This is a genomic window from Caulobacter sp. HMWF025 (assembly GCF_003060965.1).
In the GTDB taxonomy this organism is placed as follows: domain Bacteria; phylum Pseudomonadota; class Alphaproteobacteria; order Caulobacterales; family Caulobacteraceae; genus Caulobacter.
The window spans coordinates 25,478-47,827 of sequence record NZ_QAII01000104.1; the positions used below are offsets into that span (position 1 = coordinate 25,478).

Annotated in this window: 23 protein-coding genes; 13 read left to right on the forward strand and 10 right to left on the reverse strand. The window is 67.4% G+C overall.

Annotated features, from left to right (window positions below; all coding sequences use genetic code 11):
• Positions 1 to 62 precede the first annotated feature (62 nt).
• Positions 63 to 2,132 (forward strand): penicillin-binding protein 1C, encoded by a 2,070-nt coding sequence (pbpC, locus tag DBR10_RS11515; protein WP_108505798.1) that lies wholly within the window; start codon positions 63 to 65, stop codon positions 2,130 to 2,132.
• A 6-nt stretch (positions 2,133 to 2,138) separates the two neighbouring features.
• Here pbpC and DBR10_RS11520 read toward each other — a convergent pair whose 3' ends face one another.
• The 3 genes from DBR10_RS11520 to DBR10_RS11530 are packed head-to-tail and all read right to left on the reverse strand — an operon-like array spanning position 2,139 to position 4,108.
• A complete protein-coding gene (locus DBR10_RS11520; protein WP_108505796.1) occupies positions 2,139 to 2,765 on the reverse strand; it encodes a carbonic anhydrase in 627 nt (208 codons plus the stop codon).
• A 9-nt stretch (positions 2,766 to 2,774) separates the two neighbouring features.
• Positions 2,775 to 3,416 (reverse strand): maleylacetoacetate isomerase, encoded by a 642-nt coding sequence (gene maiA, locus DBR10_RS11525; RefSeq protein ID WP_108505797.1) that lies wholly within the window; start codon positions 3,414 to 3,416, stop codon positions 2,775 to 2,777.
• An 11-nt stretch (positions 3,417 to 3,427) separates the two neighbouring features.
• Positions 3,428 to 4,108, reverse strand: a complete 681-nt coding sequence (locus DBR10_RS11530; protein WP_108556351.1) for a fumarylacetoacetate hydrolase family protein — start codon at positions 4,106 to 4,108, stop codon at positions 3,428 to 3,430.
• Between the two features lie 184 nt (positions 4,109 to 4,292).
• Between DBR10_RS11530 and DBR10_RS11535 the strand changes: the two genes are divergently transcribed.
• From DBR10_RS11535 to DBR10_RS11545, 3 genes are read left to right on the forward strand one after another with little or no spacing between them, the layout of a single operon-like run.
• Positions 4,293 to 5,171 (forward strand): ABC transporter ATP-binding protein, encoded by an 879-nt coding sequence (locus tag DBR10_RS11535; protein WP_108503671.1) that lies wholly within the window; start codon positions 4,293 to 4,295, stop codon positions 5,169 to 5,171.
• A gap of 11 nt (positions 5,172 to 5,182) precedes the next feature.
• Positions 5,183 to 8,773: an ABC transporter permease/M1 family aminopeptidase gene (locus tag DBR10_RS11540; RefSeq protein WP_108556352.1), complete on the forward strand. Its 3,591-nt coding sequence runs from the start codon at positions 5,183 to 5,185 to the stop codon at positions 8,771 to 8,773.
• Positions 8,770 to 9,195: a PaaI family thioesterase gene (locus DBR10_RS11545; protein ID WP_108556353.1), complete on the forward strand. Its 426-nt coding sequence runs from the start codon at positions 8,770 to 8,772 to the stop codon at positions 9,193 to 9,195. The genes DBR10_RS11540 and DBR10_RS11545 overlap by 4 nt, the downstream gene beginning before the upstream one ends.
• Positions 9,196 to 9,239: 44 nt before the next feature.
• Here DBR10_RS11545 and DBR10_RS11550 read toward each other — a convergent pair whose 3' ends face one another.
• Positions 9,240 to 9,836, reverse strand: a complete 597-nt coding sequence (locus DBR10_RS11550; protein ID WP_108489764.1) for a DUF4142 domain-containing protein — start codon at positions 9,834 to 9,836, stop codon at positions 9,240 to 9,242.
• 124 nt (positions 9,837 to 9,960) lie between these two features.
• Here DBR10_RS11550 and DBR10_RS11555 point away from each other — a divergent pair, with 124 nt between their 5' ends.
• Complete coding sequence (locus tag DBR10_RS11555) at positions 9,961 to 11,157, forward strand: CaiB/BaiF CoA transferase family protein (RefSeq protein ID WP_108503746.1); 1,197 nt, start codon at positions 9,961 to 9,963, stop codon at positions 11,155 to 11,157.
• Here DBR10_RS11555 and DBR10_RS11560 read toward each other — a convergent pair.
• A complete protein-coding gene (locus DBR10_RS11560) occupies positions 11,154 to 13,076 on the reverse strand; it encodes an HWE histidine kinase domain-containing protein (protein ID WP_108503748.1) in 1,923 nt (640 codons plus the stop codon). The two genes, DBR10_RS11555 and DBR10_RS11560, sit on opposite strands and share 4 nt — an antisense overlap.
• 174 nt (positions 13,077 to 13,250) lie before the next feature.
• Between DBR10_RS11560 and DBR10_RS11565 the strand changes: the two genes are divergently transcribed.
• From DBR10_RS11565 to DBR10_RS11575, 3 genes are all read left to right on the forward strand, one after another.
• Complete coding sequence (locus DBR10_RS11565; RefSeq protein ID WP_108503745.1) at positions 13,251 to 13,601, forward strand: hypothetical protein; 351 nt, start codon at positions 13,251 to 13,253, stop codon at positions 13,599 to 13,601.
• A 17-nt stretch (positions 13,602 to 13,618) separates the two neighbouring features.
• Positions 13,619 to 13,996 carry a hypothetical protein gene (locus tag DBR10_RS11570; RefSeq protein WP_233243386.1) on the forward strand — a complete coding sequence of 126 codons (378 nt, stop codon included), beginning with the start codon at positions 13,619 to 13,621 and terminating at the stop codon, positions 13,994 to 13,996.
• A 63-nt stretch (positions 13,997 to 14,059) separates the two neighbouring features.
• Complete coding sequence (locus DBR10_RS11575) at positions 14,060 to 14,677, forward strand: superoxide dismutase (protein ID WP_108490641.1); 618 nt, start codon at positions 14,060 to 14,062, stop codon at positions 14,675 to 14,677.
• Between the two features lie 64 nt (positions 14,678 to 14,741).
• On the opposite strand, the gene DBR10_RS11580 is transcribed toward DBR10_RS11575, so the two are convergent.
• Positions 14,742 to 15,548 (reverse strand): metallophosphoesterase family protein, encoded by an 807-nt coding sequence (locus DBR10_RS11580; protein ID WP_335582559.1) that lies wholly within the window; start codon positions 15,546 to 15,548, stop codon positions 14,742 to 14,744.
• Positions 15,549 to 15,550: 2 nt separating this feature from the next.
• Positions 15,551 to 16,402 (reverse strand): diacylglycerol/lipid kinase family protein, encoded by an 852-nt coding sequence (locus DBR10_RS11585; RefSeq protein ID WP_233243388.1) that lies wholly within the window; start codon positions 16,400 to 16,402, stop codon positions 15,551 to 15,553.
• A gap of 446 nt (positions 16,403 to 16,848) precedes the next feature.
• Here DBR10_RS11585 and DBR10_RS11590 point away from each other — a divergent pair, with 446 nt between their 5' ends.
• Positions 16,849 to 17,106 carry a hypothetical protein gene (locus DBR10_RS11590; RefSeq protein ID WP_108490556.1) on the forward strand — a complete coding sequence of 86 codons (258 nt, stop codon included), beginning with the start codon at positions 16,849 to 16,851 and terminating at the stop codon, positions 17,104 to 17,106.
• Positions 17,107 to 17,180: 74 nt separating this feature from the next.
• Here the strand turns inward: DBR10_RS11590 and phyR are convergent, their stop codons facing one another.
• A complete protein-coding gene (phyR, locus tag DBR10_RS11595) occupies positions 17,181 to 17,981 on the reverse strand; it encodes an anti-anti sigma factor/receiver protein PhyR (RefSeq protein WP_108503742.1) in 801 nt (266 codons plus the stop codon).
• A 223-nt stretch (positions 17,982 to 18,204) separates the two neighbouring features.
• Between phyR and nepR the strand changes: the two genes are divergently transcribed.
• The 4 genes from nepR (at position 18,205) to DBR10_RS11615 (ending at position 20,900) form a co-directional block, all read left to right on the forward strand.
• On the forward strand, positions 18,205 to 18,390 hold the full coding sequence (nepR, locus tag DBR10_RS11600) for an anti-sigma T factor NepR (protein ID WP_108490656.1): 186 nt from the start codon (positions 18,205 to 18,207) through the stop codon (positions 18,388 to 18,390).
• A gap of 2 nt (positions 18,391 to 18,392) precedes the next feature.
• The gene (locus tag DBR10_RS11605; protein WP_108490657.1) at positions 18,393 to 19,004 is read left to right on the forward strand and encodes a sigma-70 family RNA polymerase sigma factor; all 612 of its coding nucleotides are present in this window, start codon (positions 18,393 to 18,395) and stop codon (positions 19,002 to 19,004) included.
• Positions 19,001 to 20,695, forward strand: a complete 1,695-nt coding sequence (gene phyK, locus DBR10_RS11610; protein WP_108556354.1) for a sensor histidine kinase PhyK — start codon at positions 19,001 to 19,003, stop codon at positions 20,693 to 20,695. The genes DBR10_RS11605 and phyK overlap by 4 nt, the downstream gene beginning before the upstream one ends.
• A 67-nt stretch (positions 20,696 to 20,762) precedes the next feature.
• Positions 20,763 to 20,900 (forward strand): entericidin A/B family lipoprotein, encoded by a 138-nt coding sequence (locus DBR10_RS11615; RefSeq protein ID WP_108490096.1) that lies wholly within the window; start codon positions 20,763 to 20,765, stop codon positions 20,898 to 20,900.
• 173 nt (positions 20,901 to 21,073) lie between these two features.
• Here the strand turns inward: DBR10_RS11615 and DBR10_RS11620 are convergent, their stop codons facing one another.
• Together DBR10_RS11620 and DBR10_RS11625 are read right to left on the reverse strand one after the other, a co-directional pair.
• The gene (locus DBR10_RS11620; RefSeq protein WP_108490095.1) at positions 21,074 to 21,904 is read right to left on the reverse strand and encodes a CheR family methyltransferase; all 831 of its coding nucleotides are present in this window, start codon (positions 21,902 to 21,904) and stop codon (positions 21,074 to 21,076) included.
• Positions 21,901 to 22,305: a response regulator gene (locus DBR10_RS11625; RefSeq protein WP_369831660.1), complete on the reverse strand. Its 405-nt coding sequence runs from the start codon at positions 22,303 to 22,305 to the stop codon at positions 21,901 to 21,903. Before DBR10_RS11625 ends, DBR10_RS11620 begins: the two co-directional genes overlap by 4 nt.
• Positions 22,306 to 22,350: the final 45 nt, after the last annotated feature.

The following is a 22,350-nucleotide window of genomic DNA, read 5'->3' on the forward strand; positions in this document are numbered from 1 at the left end:
AGGCCGGTCGCGGAATGATGGCTGTTGAGTCAGAGGGCACCTCCGCCGCTGGCCCCCTCCGGATGCTGCGCATCCTCCTCCCCCGGAGGGGGAAGATGGTCGCTCCGTTGACCAAGGCGCTCGTCGGCTTCCTCACCGTCCAGATCGTCCTCTTCACCCTCAGCGCCCTGCTCCCGCCCGACATGACCCGCGCCAGGCAGTCCTCGCCGGTGGCGCTGGACCGGCGCGGAGCGTGGCTGCGGGCTCTGCCGGTCGAGGACGGCCGCTGGCGGATCCGCGCCGACCTGCAGCGCACCGACGCGACCTTCCAGCAACGCCTGATCGCCGTCGAGGACGGCCGGTTCCGCCGCCATCTGGGGGTCGATCCCCTGGCCGTGGTCCGGGCCGTCGGCTCGGCGATGGTGCATGGCCGGGCCACCTCGGGGGCCTCGACCCTGACCATGCAGACCGCAAGACTGCTCGAGCCGCGTCCCCGCACCCTGGGCTCAAAGCTGGTCGAGATGGTCCGCGCGGTGCAGCTGGAATCGCGACTGACCAAGGACGAGCTCCTGGCCCTCTACCTGACCCTGGCCCCCTATGGCGGCAATCTGGAGGGGGTGCGGGCCGCCAGTCTCGCCTATTTCGGCCATGAGCCGAGCAGCCTGACCGACGGCGAGCAGGCGCTGCTGATCGCCCTGCCGCAGTCGCCGGAGGCGCGGCGTCCTGACCGTCGGCCGGAAGCGGCCCGGCTGGCCCGACGGGGGGTGCTGGACAAGCTGGTCCGGACCGGGACCCTGACGGAGGCGGCGGCGCTCGAGGCGGAGTCTGAAGCCCTGCCGCCGCGCGCAGCCTTTCCGGGTCTGGCCTGGCATGCGGCCGGCGAGCTGGCCCGGGCGGCCCCGGTTCGCCAGGCCAGTGTCGTGACCACGCTCGATGCCGGGCTGCAGGCCCGGCTCGAGCCGATGGCCGCAGCGGTCGCCGCCGCCCAGGGGGCCGATGCCACCGCCGCGATCCTCGTGGTGGAGATCAAGGGTCGGGCGGTGCGCGCGGCCGTCGGCTCGGCCGGACGCGATCGGGCGGGCGGATGGGTGGACATGACCCGGGCCCTGCGCTCGCCGGGCTCGGCCCTCAAGCCCTTCATCTATGCCATGGCCATGGACGACGGCCTCGTCGCGGCCGACACCCAGTTGACCGACTCGGCCACCCGCTTTGCCGACTATCAGCCCGAGAACTTCGACCGGGTGTTTCACGACAAGGTCACGGTCCGCGAGGCCCTGTCCCACTCCCTGAACGTGCCGGCCGTGGCGACCCTGGAGCGGCTGGGGCCCGAGGCGTTTGCCGGACGGATCGAGGCGGCAGGAGCCCATCTGGCGCGGCCCAAGTCGCAGCTGAAGGGGGCCGGTCTGGCCCTGGCCCTGGGCGGCGAGGGCATCACCCTGCGCGATCTGGCCCTGCTCTACGCCGCGCTCGGCGACGGCGGCATCGCCAGGCCCCTGGCCTGGACGGAGGCTGATGCGGCGGTCCGGGCGCGCTCGGCCGGCACCCGGCTCGTGCGGCCTGAGGCTGCGAGCCAGGTCCTCGATATCCTGCGGGAAGCCCCGGCGCCGCGCGGCCGGGTGCCTTCGGCCCTGACCCTGGGCGGCCCGGCCATGGCCTTCAAGACCGGCACCTCCTACGGCTTTCGCGACGCCGTGGCGGCCGGGGTGGTCGGCGGCTATGCGATCATCGTCTGGACAGGCCGGGCCGACGGCGGCGCGCGCGGCGGACTGACCGGTCGGGACGCGGCCCTGCCCCTGCTGTTCGATGTCGCCGATGCGGTCGGGACGCCGGCCGTGGCCCCGCGGCCCATCGCACCCAAGGCCGCGCCCCAGGCCCTGCAGACCCTGCGGGCGGAAACCGAAGGCCCGCGTCTGATCTTCCCGCCGGACGGCGCGACCGTGCAGGTCGAAGCCCTTGGTGCGGGGTCGCGCGGCCTTGTCCTGGCGGCCGGCGGCGAGGACCTGGTCTGGTACGTCGCCGGAACGCCGCTGACGGCCGATCCGGTCAGCGGTCGCGTGGTCTGGAAACCCGCCGCACCGGGGTTTTACCGATTGTCCGTGGTGGATGGGCAGGGGCGCAAGGCGTCGGCACGGGTGCGGATCAAGGGCGGCTAGCGCTCGTCAGACCGCCCCGCCGGCCACCCGCTCATAGTCCTCAAGGCTGGAAATGCCGACATTGAGGTCGTTCACCAGGCCGTTGGCCAGCGAATAGACCCAGCCGTGTACGGCCAGCGGCTGACCGCGCGCCCAGGCGTCCTGGACGAACACATCCGCGGCGACGTTACGGACCTGGCGGATGACGTTCAGCTCGCACAGGCGGTTGAGCTTTTCTTTCTTGCCGGGCAGGGCGTCCAGCTCGTGGCGATGCTCGGCATGGACCTCGCGGATCGGGTGCAGCCAGTGGTCGACCAGACCCCGACGCTTGCCGTCAATGGCCGCCGCCACCCCGCCGCAGCCATAGTGGCCGACGACCATCACGTGCTTGACCTTGATCACATCGACCGCGAACTGCAGCACGCTCAGATAGTTGGCGTCCTGGGGCGGAGCCAGGTTGGCGACGTTGCGGTGCACGAACAGTTCGCCCGGATCCAGGCCGACGATCTCGTTGGCGGGCACCCGGCTGTCGCTGCAGCCGATCCAGAGATATTCCGGGCTCTGCTGGTTCTCGAGACGCTTGAAGAAGTCCGGATCGACCTCGGTCTTGCCCCGTGACCAGGCGGCGTTGTTGTTCTTGAGGTCTTCAAGCATCAAATGTCCTCAAGCGACCTGGGCGTCGGGCTGCAGATTGGGATGAGCCCTGGCGATGGCCGGGTGTTCCAGCGCCCGGGCGACAGCGTCGCGGATCGCCGGGAACGGGCCCATGTCGACATGGAATCGCGTGGCGTTATAGACCTGCGGCACCAGACAGCAATCCACCAGGCCTGGCGCGTCGCCAAACGCAAAGCCCCGGCCGTGGGCGGCCACCATCGGCTCCAGAGCGGTGAAGCCGTCTGAAATCCATCTCTGGGCCCAGGCGTCCCGACCGTCCTGATCGACCCCCAGGGCGGTCAGGGCCCGCAGGATGCGCAGGTTGTTCACCGGGTGGATGTCGCAGGCGACGATCTCGGCCATGGCGCGCACCGTGGCGCGCTGGAACGGGTCTTCCGGCAGCAGGTGCGGCGTGGGGAAGGTCTCGTCGAGCCATTCCAGGATGGCGAGACTCTGGGTCAGCGGGCGACCGTCGACTTCCAGGGTCGGGACCAGGGCCTGGCCGTTCAGGGCGCGGTAGGCCTCGCCCTGGTGCTGGCTGCTGACCAGGTCGACGGGCTGGATGGTGTAGTCCAGCCCCTTGAGATTGAGGCCGATGCGAACCCGATAGGGCGCGCTGGCCCGCCAGGCGCTGTGCAGGATCAGGTTCATGCTGCCGTTCCTCAGACCAGGGTGAAGGCCAGTTTGCCGACCCCTTCGACCTCGCCCGCGACATGGTCGCCCCGGACGATCGGACCCACGCCTTCCGGCGTGCCGGTGAAGATCAGATCGCCGGCCTCCAGCGTCCACAGCTGACTGGCCTTGGCGATCACTTCGGCGACGTTCCAGATCATGTCGGCGATCTCGCCGCGCTGCTTTTCCACGCCGTTGACCGCGAGGGTGACCGCACCCTCCGGCGGCAGACCCGTCATCGGCCGGATGGCACTGATCGGGGCGCTGGCGTCAAAGGCCTTGCCGGCTTCCCAGGGCTGTCCCTTGGCCTTGGCGGCGTTCTGCAGGTCACGACGGGTCAGATCCACGCCGACGGCATAGCCGAAGACCAGGTCGATCGCTTCTTCGGGCGTCAGGTCGCGACCACCGCCCTTGAGCGCCGCCACCAGCTCGATCTCGTAGTGCAGCTCGGTCGTGGCAGGCGGAAAGGGGACCGGCGCGCCGGGCGGTACGATCGCATCGGCCGGCTTGGAGAAGAAGAACGGTTGATCGCGCAGGTCGGCGCCCATCTCGCGGGCATGGGCGGCATAGTTGCGGCCGACACAGAGGATGCGTCGAACCGGAAAGACGGCGGACGTCCCCTCAACCGGAACCGTGGGAAGGGCGGGCGGGGGCACGGCGAACGAGGTCATGCAGACTGACTAGCGCCAAATCGCCGACATCAAAAGCACTCCGCACGCAATATCGCGCGTTGCACATTCGGGGACGCCAGCGCCGTCCTTAACGTTCTTTCACTTGCCCAGGGCCTCGGCACCGGGTCATGAGGAATGTGGATTTTTTTGGGCGTCTTTCCAAGCGGGGGCTGTGAGCGCGCGAATGTTGATCATCGAAAACCTGACCCATGTGTACGGCAACGGCGTGCGCGCCCTTGACGAGGTCAATCTGACCATTCCCCGCGGCATGTACGGTCTGCTGGGCCCCAACGGGGCGGGCAAGTCGACTCTGATGCGCACGCTGGCCACCCTGCAGGCCCCGACCTCGGGCCACATCCGCTTCGGTGACATCGACGTTCTCAAGACCCCGGAACTGCTGCGTCGGACCCTGGGCTACCTGCCGCAGGATTTCGGCGTCTATCCGCGCGTCTCGGCCTACGACATGCTCGACCACATGGCCGTCCTGAAGGGGATCGCCGGGGCCAAGGAGCGCAAGGAAACCGTCGAAAGCCTGCTGAACCAGGTCAATCTGTGGAGCGTCCGCAAAAAGGCCATCGCCGGCTTCTCGGGCGGCATGCGCCAGCGCTTCGGCATCGCCCAGGCCCTGATCGGTGACCCCCGCCTGATCATCGTCGACGAGCCGACCGCCGGCCTCGATCCCGAAGAGCGCAACCGCTTCCTGAACCTGCTGGCCGAGATCGGCGAGAACGTGGTGGTCATCCTCTCGACCCACATCGTCGAGGACGTCTCTGACCTTTGCCCGGCCATGGCCATCATTTGCGACGGCCGCATCGTCAAGGAAGGCGCCCCTACGGATCTCGTCACCCGCCTGGCCGGCCGGATCTGGCGCAAGACCATCGACAAGTCTGAGCTGGATGCCGCCAAGACACAGTACCAGGTCATCTCCACCCGGCTGCTCGGGGGCCGTACCGTGATCCACATCCTCAGCGACCAGGACCCGGGCGACGGCTTTGCCGCCGTCGAGGGCGGCCTTGAGGACGTCTATTTCTCGACCCTGTCCACCACCCGCCGCGCGGCGTAGGAGGACAGTCGATGTTTGGCAAGATCGCGGGCTTCGAGCTCCGCTACCAGCTGAAGTCACCCGTCTTCTGGGTGGTGGCCGTGGTGTTCTTCCTGCTGACCTTCGGGGCGGCCACGATCGACCAGATCAGCATCGGCGGAGGCGGCTCGATCCACCGGAACGCCCCCTTTGCCATCGCCCAGACCCATCTGATCCTGTCGATCTTCTACATGTTCGTGACCACGGCCTTTGTCGCCAATGTCGTGGTCCGTGACGACGAAACCGGGTTTGGCCCGATCCTGAGATCGACCCGGATCCGCAAGTTTGACTATCTCTACGGGCGGTTCGTCGGGGCCTTCCTGGCGGCGTCGATCTCGTTCCTGGTGGTTCCGCTGGCGATCTTCATTGGATCGTACATGCCCTGGCTCGACCCTGAGCGGCTCGGCCCGAACATCCTCCAGGCCTATCTCTTCTCGTATTTCGCCCTGGCCCTGCCGGCGATCTTCCTGACCTCGGCGATCTTCTTTGCCCTGGCGACCGTCACGCGTTCGATGATGTGGACCTATGTGGGCGTCATCGCCTTCCTGGTCATCTGGATCATCTCGCGCATCGCCCTGGACCGGCCGGAGTTTGCGACGGCGACGGCGCTCTGGGACCCCCTCGGCCAGTCGGCCTATCGCCTGATCACCAAGTACTGGACGGCGAGCGAGCGCAATGCCCTGACCCCGCCCCTGGCCGGCGTCCTGCTGTTCAATCGGATCTTCTGTCTGGCGCTGGCGGCCCTGTTCCTGGCGGCCGCCTACTGGCTGTTTGAACGCCAATCGGCAGAACTGGCCGGAAACAAGAAGGCCAAGGCCCTGAAAGGCAGTGCGGCCGAGTCTGACCCGCCGCCCGTCCTGACGGGACCCCTCCCTGTGCCGCGCTATGACGGTCAGGCCGCTTGGGCCCAGCTGGTCGCCCGGACCCGCCTCGACATGGGACAGGTCTTCAAGAGCCCGGCCTATTTCGTGCTGCTGGCCCTGGGCCTGTTCAATGCCGGGGGCGCGCTTTGGTTCGCGACCGAAGCGGGCGGCTATGGCGGGGTGATCTATCCCGTCACCCGGGTCCTCCTGATGCCCCTGATGGGGTCGTTCGGCCTGATCCCGATGATCATCGCCATTTACTATTCCGGCGAGCTCGTCTGGCGCGAACGCGAGCGCAAGACGCACGAGATCATCGATGCCACGCCGGTACCGGACTGGGCCTTTGTCGCCCCCAAGACCCTGGCCATCGCACTGGTGCTGATCTCGACCCTGCTCGTCAGCGTCTTTGCCGCCATCATCAGCCAGCTGGCCCACGGCTACACCCACCTCGAACTGGGCAAGTACCTGCTGTGGTATGTGCTCCCGCAGGCCGTCGACTGGACCCTGCTGGCCGTGCTCGCCGTGTTCCTGCAGGCCATCAGCCCGCACAAGTTCATCGGCTGGGGCCTGATGGTGATCTATCTGGTCACCACCATCACGCTGTCGAGCCTCGGCTTCGAACACCGGCTCTACAACTACGGGGCCGTGACCGACACGCCGTTCTCCGACATGAACGGCCAGGGAAAGTTCTGGATCGGGGCCTGGTGGCTGCGTCTTTACTGGAGCGCCTTTGCCGGTGTTCTGGTGCTGCTCGCCTACGGCCTATGGCGGCGCGGGACCGAAACCCGGCTGTGGCCGCGCCTGCGGCGGTTGCCCCATCGCATGACCGGCAAGGCCGGCGCGACCCTGGCGGTGGCCCTGACGGTGTTTGTCGCCTCGGGGGCGTTCATCTACGTCAACACCAATATCTGGAACGACTACCGGACCAGTATCGACGGCGAGAAATGGCAGGCCGACTACGAAAAGACCCTGCTGCCGTTTGAAAACACGCCCCAGCCCAAGATCGTCTCGATGGTCCTCGACGTCGACCTTGATCCCCACGCCCCGCGGGTGACGACCAAGGGGTCATATGTTCTGGAGAACCGCACGGGTCAGCCCCTGCGCGAGATTCACGCCCGGTTCGATCGTGATCTGGAGGTTCGGGGCCTGTCCATCGAGGGTGGCCGGTCGAAAATGACCTATGACCGGTTCAACTACCGGATCTTCGCATTCGACACGCCGATGGCCCCGGGCGAGCGCCGCAAGATGAGCTTCATCACCGAGCGGGCCCAGCAGGGCTTCCCCAACAGCGGCGCCGAGTCGCGCGTGGTCGACAACGGCACCTTCATCAACAATCTCGAGATCACGCCGATCCTCGGCATGTCACGGGACGGCCTGCTGGTCGACCGGGCCAAGCGCCGCAAGTACGGCCTGCCGGCCGAGCGCCGCATGGCTCCGCTGGGCGATGTTGCGTCGCGGCAGTTCAATATTCTGCGCAAGGACTCCGACTGGGTGTCGTCCGACATCACCGTCACCACGGTGGCTGACCAGACGCCGATCGCGCCGGGCAACAAGGTTTCGGACAAGGTTGTGGGCAATCGCCGGGTGGCGCGCTTTGTGACCGATGCCCCGATCGAGAACTTCGTCTCGATCCAGTCGGCCCGCTATGCGATCTCGCGCGAGACCTACAAGGGCATTGATCTGGCGGTCTACTACGATGCCCAGCATCCCTGGAACGTTGACCGGATGAAGGGGGCGATGAAGGCCTCGCTCGACTACTATCAGGCCGAGTTCAGCCCTTACCAGTTCCGCCACCTGCGCTTCCTGGAATTCCCCGACTACGCCCAGTTTGCCCAGGCCTATGCCGGGACCATGCCGTGGTCCGAGGGGCTGGTGTTCATCGCCAACTACAAGGACCCCGAAAAGATCGACATGGTCACCTATGTCGGGGCGCACGAGATCGGCCACCAGTGGTGGGCCCACCAGGTAGTCGGGGCCAATCAGCAGGGCGGTGCCATGCTGAGCGAAACCCTCGCCCAGTACTCGGCCCTGATGGTCATGAAGCGGATGTATGGCGAGAGCCAGATCCGGAAGTTCCTGAAGTTCGAGCTCGACAGCTATCTGCGGGCCCGGGGCGGCGATGTCCTGGACGAGCAGCCGCTCTACAAGGTCGAGAGCCAGCCCTACGTCTATTATCGCAAGGGCTCGCTGGTCATGTACCGGCTGCAGAACGAGATCGGCGAGGCGGCGGTAAACCGGGCCCTGCGCAAGCTGATCAAGACCTATGCCTTCAAGGGCGCACCCTATGCGACCACCCTTGATTTCATGGCCGCGATCCGCGCCGAGGCCCCGGCCGACAAGCAGGCCCTGATCACCGACCTGTTCGAGAAGATCACGCTCTATGACCTCAAGACCAAGGCCGCGACGGTCAAGAAGCGCGCCGACGGCCGGTTCGACGTGACCCTGACGATCGAGGCCAAGAAGCTCTATGCCGATGGCAAGGGCAAGGAGACCGAAGCCCCGATGAACGAGGCCCTGGAGATCGGGCTGTTCACAGCCGAGCCCGGCAAGAAGGGTTTCAAGGCCGACAACGTGCTGCTGTATGAGCGTCGCCCGATCCGCAGCGGTGTCCAGACCCTGACCTTTACGGTGGACAAGGCCCCGCGTTTTGCCGGTGTCGACTCCTACAACACCGTCATCGACCGCAATGGCGACGACAACACGGTCAAGGTCGGCGGATGAGCGGGGACGGGGTGAAGCTCGACGCGGCGGCGTTCAACGCCTTCCTGCGCGGGGCTTTCCCCGAGGGTGAGGCGGACGCCTTCCCGACCGTGATCGAGGTGGCCGAGGGGCGGGTGCTGATGCGCCAGCCCTTTGCGACCCGGCAGCTGCGGCCCGGCGGGGTGATCTCGGGGCCGACCCTGATGGCCCTGGCCGATACGGCGGCCTATGCGGTGATCCTGACCCATATTGGCGAAGTGCCGCTGGCGGTGACCACCTCGCTGACGATCCATTTCCTGCGCGGCTGCAAGCCGGGCGACCTCTATGCCGAGGCCACCCTGCTCAAGCTCGGCCGCCGCATCGCGACGGCCGATGTCCTGATGTGGACGGAAGGGCGCGAACGGGCCGCGGCCAAGGCCACGGTCGCCTACGCCATTCCCTGACGCCAACGGGTCGGGCGAAAGTCGCCCGACCTAGAACAGCGTGACTAGTTCACGAAGCCCTTCTTGAGACCTTCGGCCATGTTCAGGTGCTTCTGGATCGTCGGCGCCGTCGCCGCGGCGAAGGTCTTGATTTCGGCCGAGTCGCCGTCCTGGGCATAGCGCTGCATCAGGTTCAGGCCCGCCTGATGGGCATCGACCTGGCCGTCGGCATACTTCTTGTCAAAGTCCTCATTGCTGGCCTTGCTGAGGTCGTCGAGCTTGTCCTGCATGTCCTTGGAGAGGGTCGTCGGCAGGGTGAGCGGCAGGCCGGAGGCGGTGATGGCGGCGGTCAGGCCGGCCGTGCTCTTGGTGTGTGCCGCCTCCATGGTCTTGGCGAAGGCCTTGACCTGGACATTGGTCGAGCGGGTAGCAACCAGCTTGGCGGCCTCGATCTCGAACAGGTCCATGTCGGCCGCCTTCAGGGCGAAGACGTCGGCCCTGGTTTCGTCGGCCGGGGTGGGCACGGTGGCGGCAGGGTTGGCGTCGGGCGTCATCGCCTGTTCGTTGGGGGTGGCGGCCCCTTTGGTTTCGACCTTCTGGCCGCATGCGGCGAGGCTCAGCGCGGCGATCGCGGCGCTGACGATAAGGATCTGACGGGTCATGGCTGTCTTTCCCTGGATGTTTTTCTGTAGGGGTGGGTAAAGCTCCGGCGCCGCGGTTCGCCGTCGTGCAGGAAAGAACATCACGGCGCTGTGATCGGTTCCGCGCTACAGGGAGAATAGGCAGATGACGACCGGACCCCTCGCCGGACTGCGGGTGATCGAAATGGGCTCGCTGATCGCCGGGCCCTTCTGCGGTCAGGTGCTGGGCGACTTCGGGGCCGAGGTCATCAAGCTGGAGGACCCGGGGACCGGCGACCCGATGCGACAGTGGGGGCGCTCCAAGCCGCAGGGGCTGTCACCCTGGTGGCCGGTGATCGGCCGAAACAAGAAATCCGTCACGGTCGATCTGCGCACCGACGAGGGCCGGACCCTGGCCCGCAGCCTGATCGCAAAGGCCGATGTGGTGGTCGAGAATTTCCGCCCCGGCACGCTGGAAAAGTGGGGCATGGGCTATGAGGCCCTGTCGGCCGACAATCCGGGTCTGGTGATGGCCAGGGTCTCGGGCTTTGGCCAGACGGGACCCTATTCGCACCGGGCGGGCTATGCCCTGGTCGGCGAGGCCATGGGCGGGCTGCGGCACATTACCGGCGAGCCTGACCGCAATCCCGCCCGGGCGGGGATCTCGATCGGCGACAGCCTGTCGGGCCTGAACGCGGCACTCGGGGTGATGATGGCCCTGCATGCCCGCCAGACCACCGGCCGTGGCCAGGTGATCGATACGGCCATCTATGAAAGCGTCCTGACGGTGATGGAGAACCTGGTCACCGAATATGACCTGACCGGCTATGTCCGCGAGCGGTCGGGGGCGGTGCTGCCGGGCATCGCGCCGTCGAACGTCTATCCGACCCGCAGCGGCGAGCTGATCCTGATCGGGGCCAACCAGGACACGCTGTTCCGGCGCCTTTGCGACCTGATGGGCCGGCCTGACCTGGCTGACGATGTCCGCTATCGCGACCATGCGGCCCGTGGTGCCCACCAGGCCGAACTGGACGCTCGCATCGCCGCCTGGACCGCCGACCATGAGATCGAGGCCCTGCTGCCGATGCTCGAAGACGCCGGTATTGCCACGGGACGGATCTACCGGGCCCCCGACATGCTGACCGATCCGCATTACATCGCCCGGGAGTCGATCGTCACGGTGCCGCATCCGGTGTTCGGCCAGGTCAAGATGCAGAACGCCTTCCCGCGCCTGTCAGAAACGCCCGGCGGGGTGCGCTGGACGGCTCCGACCCTGGGGGAGCACACTGACGCGGTCCTGAGCGCGGTCGCCGGCTATTCGGACGAGACCATCGCCGGCCTGCGGGCCCGCAAGGTGATCTAGCTGCGCCCGGTGACGTCAGCGATGGCCCGGGCGATCTGGTGCACATTGTAGGGCTTGCGCACGATCGGGGCGTCAAAGCCCATGGGTGCGGCCTTGTCGGCATAGCCGGTGGCAAACACGAACGGCCGACCTTCCCGGCGCAGCATCTCCGCGACGGGGGCAACCGACTGGCCGTTGAGGTCGGCGTCCAGCACGGCGACGTCGAAGGTCAGGCCCAGCATCGAAAGGGCTTCGCCCAGCTCGGCCGCGCAGCCCACGACCTCGACGCCGGCATCTTCCAGACCCGCTTCCAGCTCGAGAGCCAGGAGCAGGCTGTCCTCGACGATCAGCACCTTCAGGCCGGCGATCGCGCCGGGCCGGATGGTCTCGTCGGCGGCAATCAGGGTCTCGACGATCCGTTCGGGCGTGGCACTGGGTGCCGGTTCCGGCGGCGGGCCCTCAGCCAGGGCGTCAGCGGCCGCCTGGATCAGGGCGCACAGGCCGCTCCGGCGATAGTCCATGCTGGCGGTTCCACCCAGCTCCCGACCGACCACGTCCTCGATCAGGGTCGCGCCGAACCCGCGCCGGGTCGGCGGCGAAGCCGGGGGGCCCCCCGTTTCCAGCCATTCCAGCGAGAACCCGCCGCTGGCGCTGCGACGCCATACGACCTCGACCTTGCCGTTCTCGACCGACAGGGACCCGTACTTGACCGCGTTCACGGCCAGTTCGTGCAGGGTCAGGGACAGGGCCGAGGCCGCCCGCGGGGTCAGGAACAGTTCCGGACCGTCCCAGCGGGTCTGGGTCGGGGCCAGACCGCCAAGTTCCGCAGCGGCGATCCGGGCCAGGGTCGCGCCCCGCCAGCGCGCGGCACTCAGCAGGTCGTGGGCCGAACTCATCGACTTCAGGCGCGCGGCGAAGGTCTTGAGGAAGGCATCGAGCGACGAGGATTTTCGCGCTGACTGAGCCGCCACGGACTGGACGACCGCCAGCAGGTTCTTGATGCGGTGGTCGAGTTCGGCCAGCAGGCTTTCGCGCTGTTCGTCCTGCAGCCGGCGACCGGTAATGTCCTGAACGACGCCGATCAGGCGGGACGGGCTCCCCGCCTCATCATGCACCATGACGCCGGCCGCGCGGGTCCAGTGGGTTCGGCCATCGGCATCGGGTACCCGGCGACACTCGACCTCGTAGCGGCCACGCTTTTCCAGCTGGTCGGCAACTGAGGCATTGGTACTTTCCCGGTCCTCGGGATGAACGAAGGCAAACAGCGCCATGCCGCCTTCGGAGGGGATCTCGCCCTCCGGGACGCCGGCGATCTTGGCCATGCGGGGGCTGATCCGGAACCGGTCGCCGGCAATGTCCCATTCGAACTCGCCGAGGCTGGCTGCGCCGATGGCCAGGGCCAGGCGCTCGCTCTCCAGATTGCGGCTCTGATCCCGCCGCCGCTCATGGCCTGCGGCTTTCAACAGACTGGCCATGGCCGTGGCCGCAAGATCCGCAAGCGCGTCAAGATCCAGCGGGTCCACGGCGCGGGCCAGGTTCAGGCCCTCAACCCGCAGCATGCCGACCACGTGACCGGCCGGATCGATCAGGGGCGCTGCGGCCAACCGGCCATGGCCATCCGAGCCGTTCGGGCGCGTCGAAGCCTGCGCCGGGCCCTCATCCTCGATCAGCGGCTTGCCGCCGGTCACGATCAACCCTGCCAGGCGTTCGAACGCGGGGCTGTGGCGGGAGGCTGGACCGAGGCAGGCCAGGCCTGTCAGGCCATCATGATCTATGAGCAGCAGTTCGGCCTGCCGGGCGTCGAACAGCCGCACGGCGAGATGCAGCAGTCGCGCTATTTTTGGATCGTCCACCGGACGCCGCAGGCCCCTGAACGCACTCACCGCGCGCACCCGGGTGGCCTCCCTGTCGGCGTCGAGCGCGGGACGAGAATGCTCCATGTCGCAGACCATAGACTCGCTTCGCGCCTGACGCGAGTGTCGATGATGATTCGGCTGTGGTGAAGGCGTTTGCGGCAGTCTATTATGGAACCCGGCGTCAGGGCATCGCGTTGACGAGGCCTAGTCCTGACCGCCAACTCGCCTTGTTGGCTGCGCCGCGAACCGGAGATGACGATGACTGCGAACGTTCTTAAGACCGCTGCCAAGGACGCCGAAAAGGTGAAGGCCGCCGCAGAGACCGCCGTTAATCATGCCGAGCACAGCTTTGCCGAAGCTGCTGCCGCCGCGAAGGTCTCGCTCGCCGAGGCCGCCCGTCGCGTCGAGAAGTCGGTGTCTGAAGGCCTTGAGACGCTCCAGGCCCAAAGCCGTACCTATACCGACACGGCCGGACAGCAGCTGGACGAAGCCCAGCGCTATGTTTCCGAACGTGTTCGCGAACGTCCCATTGCAGCGACCCTGGCCGGCCTCGGCGTCGGCGTACTGCTGGGCCTGCTGATCGCCGGCAGCCGCAACAACAACCGGTGATCTTCGAAAAAACCCTGATGACGCTGGCGGCTGCAGCGGCGATTGCCGCCGCTGCCGCCGTGAGCGTCTTTGCAGCGGCCTTTGCCCTGTACGCCGTTCTTGAGACCAGGATCGGCGCCGCAGGCGCGGCGGCTGCGGTCGCGGGGGTTGCCGCCCTGATCGTGGCGATCGCCGGACTGCTTGCGGCGCGCCGTGCGGAAAGCCGGCAGCCGCCCAGCGCGGCGGCCCAACCTGATGCCTACGGCCTGGCCGAGAAGATGGTCGGCATTGTTCGCGACCGTCCGCTGCTGTCCCTGGGTGCGGCCGTCGCCGCCGGGGTGTTTGTCCTGAAAAATCCGACCCTGACGGCCGCTGTCGCCAAGGCCTTTATGGAAACGCGGCGCCCGCCCCGCTAAATCCCGTTTGTTGCTGCGTTCCCGCTCCTCCCCCTTTGGGGAACGCCATCCCGTGGAGTCATCATGTATTCGCTTCCCGCGCTTCCCTATGCCTATGACGCGCTTGAGCCGACGGTGTCGGCCAACACCCTGCATTTCCATCACGACAAGCACCATGCCGCCTATGTCACGGCCCTCAACGGGCTCCTGAACGGTGACGATCAGGGCTCGCTGGAAGCGGTCATCAAGGCCGCCGCCCCCGGCAAGGTGTTCAACAACGCCGCCCAGGCCTGGAACCACGCCTTTTTCTGGGACGCCATGAGCCCGACCCGCACCGCGCCGGGCGACGCGCTCGCGGCCGCGATCACCGCAGCGTTCGGCGACCTTGCCGGACTCCGCGCGGCCTTCGTGACCGAAGGCGTCGGTCACTTCGCCTCGGGCTGGGTCTGGCTGGTAGTCGAGGGCGGTGCCCTGAAGGTCATCTCGACCCACGATGCGGCCACCACGGTGACCCAGGACGGCGTCACCCCGCTGCTGGTCTGCGATGTCTGGGAGCACGCCTATTATCTGGATCACCAGAACAACCGGAAGGGCTTCCTTGAGGCCTGGTTTGACACCCTGGCCAACTGGTCGCTGGCCGATGCCCAGTTTGCGGCGTCGACGGGCACCGGCGAGACCTGGGCTTACCCGCTGCCGGCCTGACGCTCAGGCCAGGTTCGGGACTGAAACCGGAAACGGCGCGGCGGTTGCCGCGCCGTTTTTCGTGTCAGATCCCGGTACTCCGCCTGCGCTCGAAGGCCCAGCTTCTCCAGACCTGGAACCTTGTGCGTTCGAGGGCGAAGGCCGTGACCCGGATATCGGCACCCTCGACTTCAATGAGGTTGAAGCTGGGGGGTGCGCCGCGCTCGCGGACGGAGAGGGTTCCTGATCCCACCGCCACGGTCTTGCCGTCGCCGAACGGATAGGCGGCGACGAAGGGGGTGTGGATATGGCCGGACAGGACGAGGTCCGCCCGGGCCTGGACCAGGGTTTCGGCCGCCAGTGTCCCGCCCCGGACCCTGGCCGTCATCGGGCCCCCGGTGATCTCGATCAGGGGGTGATGGCAGACGACGATGCGGACCGCCGTGTCGGCCACGGACCCCAGCCTTTGCCGGAGGCGGAAGACCTGCGCCCCGGAGACCGCGCCCTTGGACCAGTTCCAGCGCAGCTGGGCTCCGCGTGCGGTGTTGAGCGTGAAGGCGGCGGCATCCGCCCCTGTCCAGGCGGCGTCGTCTTCAGTCCCGAAGCGATGTCTGTAGCGCCGCCAGGGATGAAGCAGTCGCTCAAGGATCTCACCCGGCCCGAGATAGGGGGTGTCGTGGTTGCCGGGCACGATCAGTTGGGGTCGCTGGACGCGCTCAAGCCAGGCCTGCGCAGCCTCGAATTCGGGTGTTGCGCCGTCCCGCGTCAGATCGCCGGCGACGATCAGAAGGTCGGGCTCAAGGGCTGCGAACTGCACAAGCGCGGCTTCGGTTGCGATACGGTTCTCGCCGCCGAAGTGGATGTCTGAAACCTGGATGACCCTGAGAGACACACTCACTCCGGCAGCGCCAGGGCCCGGAAAGCTTTGGGCCGGAAGCGGATCTGGACGCTGGGTCCCAGTCTGACAGGTTCTCCGTCGAGCAGCGCGGGAATGTGTCCGCGAGCCCAGACCCGACCGGTCCGGCAACGGCCCATACTGACCGAGGGGTCCTCACGCCAGGTGCCCGCGAGGGCGCTGAGGCCCAGCCGCAGGACATCGACCGCCGAGGCCGGGTCAAGAGCGGCGGCCTCGAGCGCGCGGGCGTCATTGTCCAGCTCATCGGAGACGAGTGGACAGGTGAGGGTCAGGGCCTCGGTCTTCTGTCGCGGCCGCCCGTCCAGGGAGAACCGCAGCCGCCCGGAAAAGGCCCGCTTCAGGGCGCGCTGGGCCCGCAGGGTCATAAGCCGAAACTGCCCGGCCCTGGCGGCCTCGCGGGCATCCGCCCACAGGGCGGGGCTGCCGAGGATCGCCGCGACGAAGAACAGGTGGCCCGAGATCTCACCGCCTGAAACCATTTTCGGGACGCCCCGTTCCAGGCACTCGGCCATGGCGACGGGCCAGGTCCGATCGCCATACAGGGCATGGGGCAGCATGTTCATGGTCCCACCGGGCAGGGGCGCGATGGGCGGTCCATCCGGGCCGGACATTTCCGCCGCAGCCCGCGCGGTTCCGTCGCCGGCGATGATGAACACGGCATCGGGCGCGGTGTCGATGGCCCGACGAAGCACCTCGATCAGGGTACCGCCCTCCGGCGTATGCACCGTTCCCGTGATGCCGTGTTCGGCCAGAAGGCGTTCAGCCACCTGGCGCGCGTCCGTCTGGACCGAGCCCGAGGCGATATTGGCAATGATCTCGACGCGGCGCACCGACAGCTCCTTCAGCAGGGTCCCGGCAGCGCAAACGGCCAAGCTTGCCGCCGGTTCCCTGCACAGCCGTCGGGGAACCCTGCGCTCTGGCGCGCCGCGGCCGGTGAAGCAGCGCGCCAGGGCTCCAGGGTTCGGGCGGCCCCTGCGGGCTTCAGCGCATCATGATCAAAGGGGGGGTGCGGAGGCGGCAGGCTGGTTTGCACCAGCCTCAAGTCGGGGGGGCGTCGCCGCCTCCGCACCCTTCAAAATGCATTCGGGCGAAGCGGGTTCCCGCTTCTGCGAACTTTTTTCGCGTCGCTTGAGGCCGACTGCGGCCGGAACGTCGGAGGGTGGGGGACGTTGTTTTCACGGGGACAAAATCTGACGGCCTGACGCCCCATGGCCACCAGGGGCCGGGCAGGTCCCGGGCACCAGACCGGCCTCGGGAAGTGCGCAAGGAGACCATCATGTCCACAGACCTTTCCCGGCCCGCTCAAAGCATCAGCGCCACACGGGCCCGGCAGGGGCGATGGGGGCGGCACATCTTCTGGATCCTGGTCGTATCGACGGTCCTGGCGGCCATGGCCCTGTTCGGGGCCTGGGGCTTCCGTTCCGGTGATCTGGCGTCGGTGGAGCACAATAATGGTGTCAAGACGCCGGCGGAGGCCGAGCGCTTCGATACCCGGCAAAGCCCGGCCCGCCAGACCGCGCCGCCGGCCGGCTGATCGGGTTCGGACCAGGTGCATAACGGGAAAAGGCCGCCCTGACCGGGGCGGCCTTTCCTTTCGGGCCTTGAGGCCTAAGCGGCCTTCTGGCTGCGGCGCGGGTGGAAAAACAGCGCCTGTCCGATGGCCGCCTTTACCGTTTCCGGCTGGAACGGCTTGGTGATCAGGAAGGTCGGTTCGGGACGCTCGCCGGTCAGCAGGCGTTCCGGGAAGGCCGTGATGAAGATCACCGGCACGTCCAGTCGGGCCAGGATGTCCTTGACCGCGTCGATGCCCGAAGATCCGTCAGCCAGCTGGATGTCGGCCAGCACCAGTCCCGGCGTCCGGCGAGCCACGGCCTCGATTGCTTCACCACGCGTTGCGGCGATTTCGGTGACCTCGTGGCCGAGTTCCCGCACCAGCGCCTCGATGTCGGCGGCAATCACCGGCTCGTCCTCGATGATCAGCACTTCGGTCGCCAGCTCGGCGTCGATCTCGGTCTGGGCTTCGGCGATCAGTCTCTCGACGTCGCCGAACGCGCAGCCGAGGATCTGGGCGGCCTCGGTGGGCGTGAAGCCCTCCAGGGCCGTCAGCAGGAACGCCTGACGGGAACGGGGCGCGATACGCATCAGCCGGTGGGCCGCGTCATCGGCCGGTGACGTCGTGTCCTCGTTGCGGGCTTCGAGCTGGGCACCGGATGAAAGCCAGATGGCATGAAAGACCCGGTAGAGCGCAACGCGCGGGGACAGGCCGGCGTCCAGGGACCGCTCACCACCGGCCAGGGCTTCGAGGGCGACCCGTACGTAGTGGTCCCCGGTTTTCTGATCCCCGGTGAGGGCGCGGGCGTAGCGGCGAATATAGGGCAGATGCGGCGCCAGCCGGGCAAGAAGACTCATGACCCCTCCCGATGCGGTGTCTTCGAATACGAAACGACGGCCAAGCTAGACCGTTCACTCAGTCATCTAAACGCCTTCCGGATGAAGCTGGTTCCGCCCGGTGCGAAATTTTGCAATCCTGTGCCCAAGCTTCGGGAACCGGATACGGAAAACGGCGTTGACCTCTGGCAGACACTCATCCGGCCAAAGGGGGCGGGCGTCGCGTTATACCGGCGTCGAGGACATGATCGAACACGCACCCATGGATGACCACCGCAAAAGCGCCGCCGCCCTTGATGAAGCGCGGCTTCGGCAGCAGGCCATCGGCGTGAAGCTGCGCCAGATGTTCGACGAGGTCGTCAACGAGCCGGTTCCGGACGAGTTCCTGGATATCCTCAGGAAGGCCGACGCGCCGGCGAGTGGCCAGTGAGCATGGCGGAGACGGAGATCCAGGTCGGACGGTCGCCTGTCGATCCCCCGCGCGACCGGGTTTTCAAGACGGAACTGGTCACGCTGATCCCGCATCTGCGGGCGTTTGCCCGCACCCTGACCGGAGATCCCACCGCCGCCGACGACCTGGCCCAGGACGCGATGATGAAGGCCTGGGACGCGCGGGCCAGTTTTCAGCTCGGTACCAACATGAAGGCCTGGACCTTCATGATCCTGCGCAACCAGTTCTATTCCGAAAAGCGCAAGTCGTGGCGCCAGAGCCAGCTGGACCAGGAAGCCGCCGAGCGAACCCTGGTGGCCGTCGACAACCCGGAAGCCCCCGTCGCCCTCGACGAGCTTCGCCTTGGCCTCTGCATGTTGCCCGCGGAACAGCGGGAAGCCCTGATCCTCGTCGGTGCGGGCGGCTTTGCCTATGAGGAAGCCGCCGAGATCTGCGGCTGTGCGGTCGGTACGGTGAAGAGCCGGGTCAGCCGCGCGCGGCGCGCGCTGCAGGCCATTCTCGACGCGGGGGCCTATGACCGTGACGGGAGATCCGCCGGCGACGCCATGGGGGCGATCCTGGCCGATGCGGAGCGCCTGAGCGCGTTGCGGTGAGGTCCTTTTCAGGCCGGAACGCGTCGGTTGCCAATTCCATCCGGGTTCGCCTCGCGGCCGCGCTCTGTGTTGCGCTCCTGCCGGTGCTGGTGCTGGGGGGCCTGCAATCGGTCTTCGCGTTCCGGGCCGAAGCCGATTCCCGCCGGCAGAGTCTGGAACTGGCCGTGGGACGAAGTGCAGCGATTGCCCGGGCCCGGATCGAAGCCGCCGGCGTCCTGCTTCAGACCCTGGGTCCCGGGTCGGTCGGCCTGGAATGCACCCGCCGGCTCAATGATGTCCAGGCGCGCCTGCCGGGCTATGCCAATCTCATTCGCTTTGACGCGCGGGGCCGGGTTTCGTGTGCAGCGGCCACGACGCCGCCGGATGCGGGCCGCGCCGGGCGGGCCTGGTTTCGGGCCCTTGCCGGCGGTCAGCACCTGGTCGTCGCCAGTGCGCCGGGCGTGGCCTATGCCCGCGAGCCTGCGGTGCTCGCGGCCGTGCGGGCTGAAGGACCCGACCAGCGCTTCACCGGCGCGATGGTCGCGGTCCTGACCTTGCGCAGCCTGCGCCTCGAAACCGCAAACCGTTTCATGCCCGAAGGGGCTGAAATCGCCCTGGCCGACTCCCATGGCAAGATCTTCGCCGCAACCGACCGCGCAGCCTTTTCCGCTCCGCCCGCAGGCTGGCGCGCCCGGGTGATGGCGCGCGGCACCTTGCTCTGGTCCGCCGGCGATCTCGCCGGTCACAAGCGAACCTATTCGGCCGCGCCTCTTGTCGATGAGAGCGTCTTTCTGATCCTTTCGGCCCCGTCACCGGGCCTGGTCTCGTGGGCGTGGATCAACCCGATCTCCCGCGTGGTCCTGCCGCTTCTGGCCTTCGGCTTGGCGCTGGGCGCGGTTCTCTATGCCGCCGAGCGAGCGGTGGTGCGCTGGATCGTCTATCTGCAGCGCGTCGCCGCCATCTATGCGCGCGGACGCTTTACGGTCCGGCCCCTGCAGGCTGAACGGGCTCCACCGGAGATCCGCGAACTGGCCGCCACCCTGGATGACATGGCCGGAGCGATCGTCGCCCGTGATGCCTCGCTGATGGAGTCGCTGGCGGAAAAGGACGCGCTGATGCGCGAGATCCACCACCGGGTGAAGAACAACCTGCAGATCATCACCTCGCTGCTGAACATGCAGCAGCGGGGCCTGACCGATCCGGTGGCCAAGGCCGCGATGAACGATACCCGCCAGCGGATCACGGCCCTGGCCCAGATCTATCGCGCCCTCTACCAGGGCCCGGACCTCAAGCGGGTGGACCTGCGGCCCTTCCTGGAGGAGCTCACGGCCCAGCTGCTCGTCGGCGATATTTCGGGCTCCGGGGTCGTGCGAACCGAGGTCCATGCCGATCCGCTGGTGATCGATCCGGACCGGCTGGCCCCCATCGCCCTTTTTGCGGTTGAGGCGATCACCAATGCCCAGAAGCATGCCTTCCACGCCCGGGGTGGCGTGCTCTCCGTCAGTTTCGTGGTCCGCGGGGATGAGGCCGAACTGTCCATTGGCGACGACGGCGGCGGCGCGCCGGAGGGCCCCGGGGAAGGGGTCGGGCGAACCCTGATGAACGCCTTTGCCCGCCAGTTGCGGGGGACGCTCACCTTCGAGGGCCAGCCGAGCGGGCGCGGCCTGCTGGTCCGCCTGGTGTTTCCGACGCCCGAGGTTCCGGGAACCTAGCTTCGCCGGGGGCGTTGTTGAGGCGAGCCGCCTCACGCCCATCCGGGCAAAGTCTTGGAGCCACCCCATGCGCAAGTTGATGATTTTCGCCGTTCTGGCCGCCACCCTGTCCGTCGCTGCCTGCAACACCATTGAAGGGGCCGGCAAGGACGTGACCTCGGCCGGCAAGGCCGTCACGGACACGGCCAAGGACGCCAAGAACTAGAGCATTCTCCGGGCGCGCCCCGACTGACCCTGCCGGGTCAGCGTCTGCGCCTTTCGTCTTCCTCCCGACCAAAAACTCGCAGCCCGCCGGCTTCTGTCGGCGGGCTTCTTTCTGCGCCGGATCCGCGCGGACGCGCTTCTGGTCGATTTCGGGGGGGCCGGGGAGGCCCGGCTTCAGGCGACCGCGCGTTGGTGCTCGGGGCCCTGGGCAAACAGGCCGGGCTGACCGGCGACCGCAACCAGAGACCCGGTCAGGGTGTCGGCGCGATCATGCGGGCTGAGCACCAGAACGCCGTCGTGGGTCAGGCGCGAGGCCAGGTTGTCGAGAATTCTGCCGTGAAGGGCAGGGTCCAGATCGTCCAGGGCATGTCGCAGCAGGATCATGTCGAACTGCCCGAGCGATGACAGGTCGCTGAGCAGGTTGATCCGCTTCCAGCGGACGGCCTGGCGAATGCGCGGCGAAATCTCCCAGGTCTCATCCTGGTTGGTGAAGTGCTTGACCAGCAGGCGGATGGGCAGGCCGCGCTGGACCTCGAACTGGGTGTAGAGGCCGCTCTGGGCCTTCTCCAGGCAGCGCTCGGAGAGGTCCGACCCGAAGAATTCGAACCGGGTTCCAGGTTCAAGGTCGCTGGCTTCGGCGGCGGCCATGGCCAGGGAGTAGACTTCCTGGCCGGTGGAGCAGGCCGCACTCCAGATCCTGACCGGCTGGTCCCGACGGCGTCGCGACAGGGTCGGCAGGACATCATCCCGCAGGTGGGCGAAGACCGTACGATCCCGGAAAAAGCTGGTCTCGCTGAAGGTCAGGGCTTCGACAACGGCCCAGATGAGCCGGTCCTCACGCTTCTCGCGCAGGATCGCCAGCATGGCCTCGATCGAGTCGAAGCCTTCACGGCGGGCCAGGGGCCCCAGACGGCTTTCGACCAGATAGACGCGGTCGACATCCACCCGAAGCCCGGCGCGGGCCCGGGCGAGCGCCGCCAGCAGATCCATGTCCTCAGGCGTCATAGCAGGCCTGCTTCGGCGAACTTCGCCGCGATGATCTCGCCGTCGAACGGCTTCATGATGTATTCGTTGGCTCCGGCATCCAGGGCCATACGGATGTGCTCAACGTCATTCTCGACGGTGCAGAATACGACCACGGGCTCACCGCCGCCCGGTTCCGTGCGCAGCTGGCGCAGGAACTCGATGCCATTCATCACCGGCATGTTCCAGTCGAGCAGGACGGCGTCAGGCATGGCGGCGCGACACCAGGCGAGCGCTTCCATGCCGTCACCGGCTTCAGCGATCTCGAACCCGATGTCTTCGAGGACACGGCGTGCGACCTTGCGGATCACCCGGCTGTCATCGACCACGAGGCAGGTCTTCACGTTAAGCTCCCATCCAGACCCCCATCGTCGGGCAGCCAGGTTAAGGAGCAGTGACACCGTCGTGCGAAACGGTGCTTTTCAGCC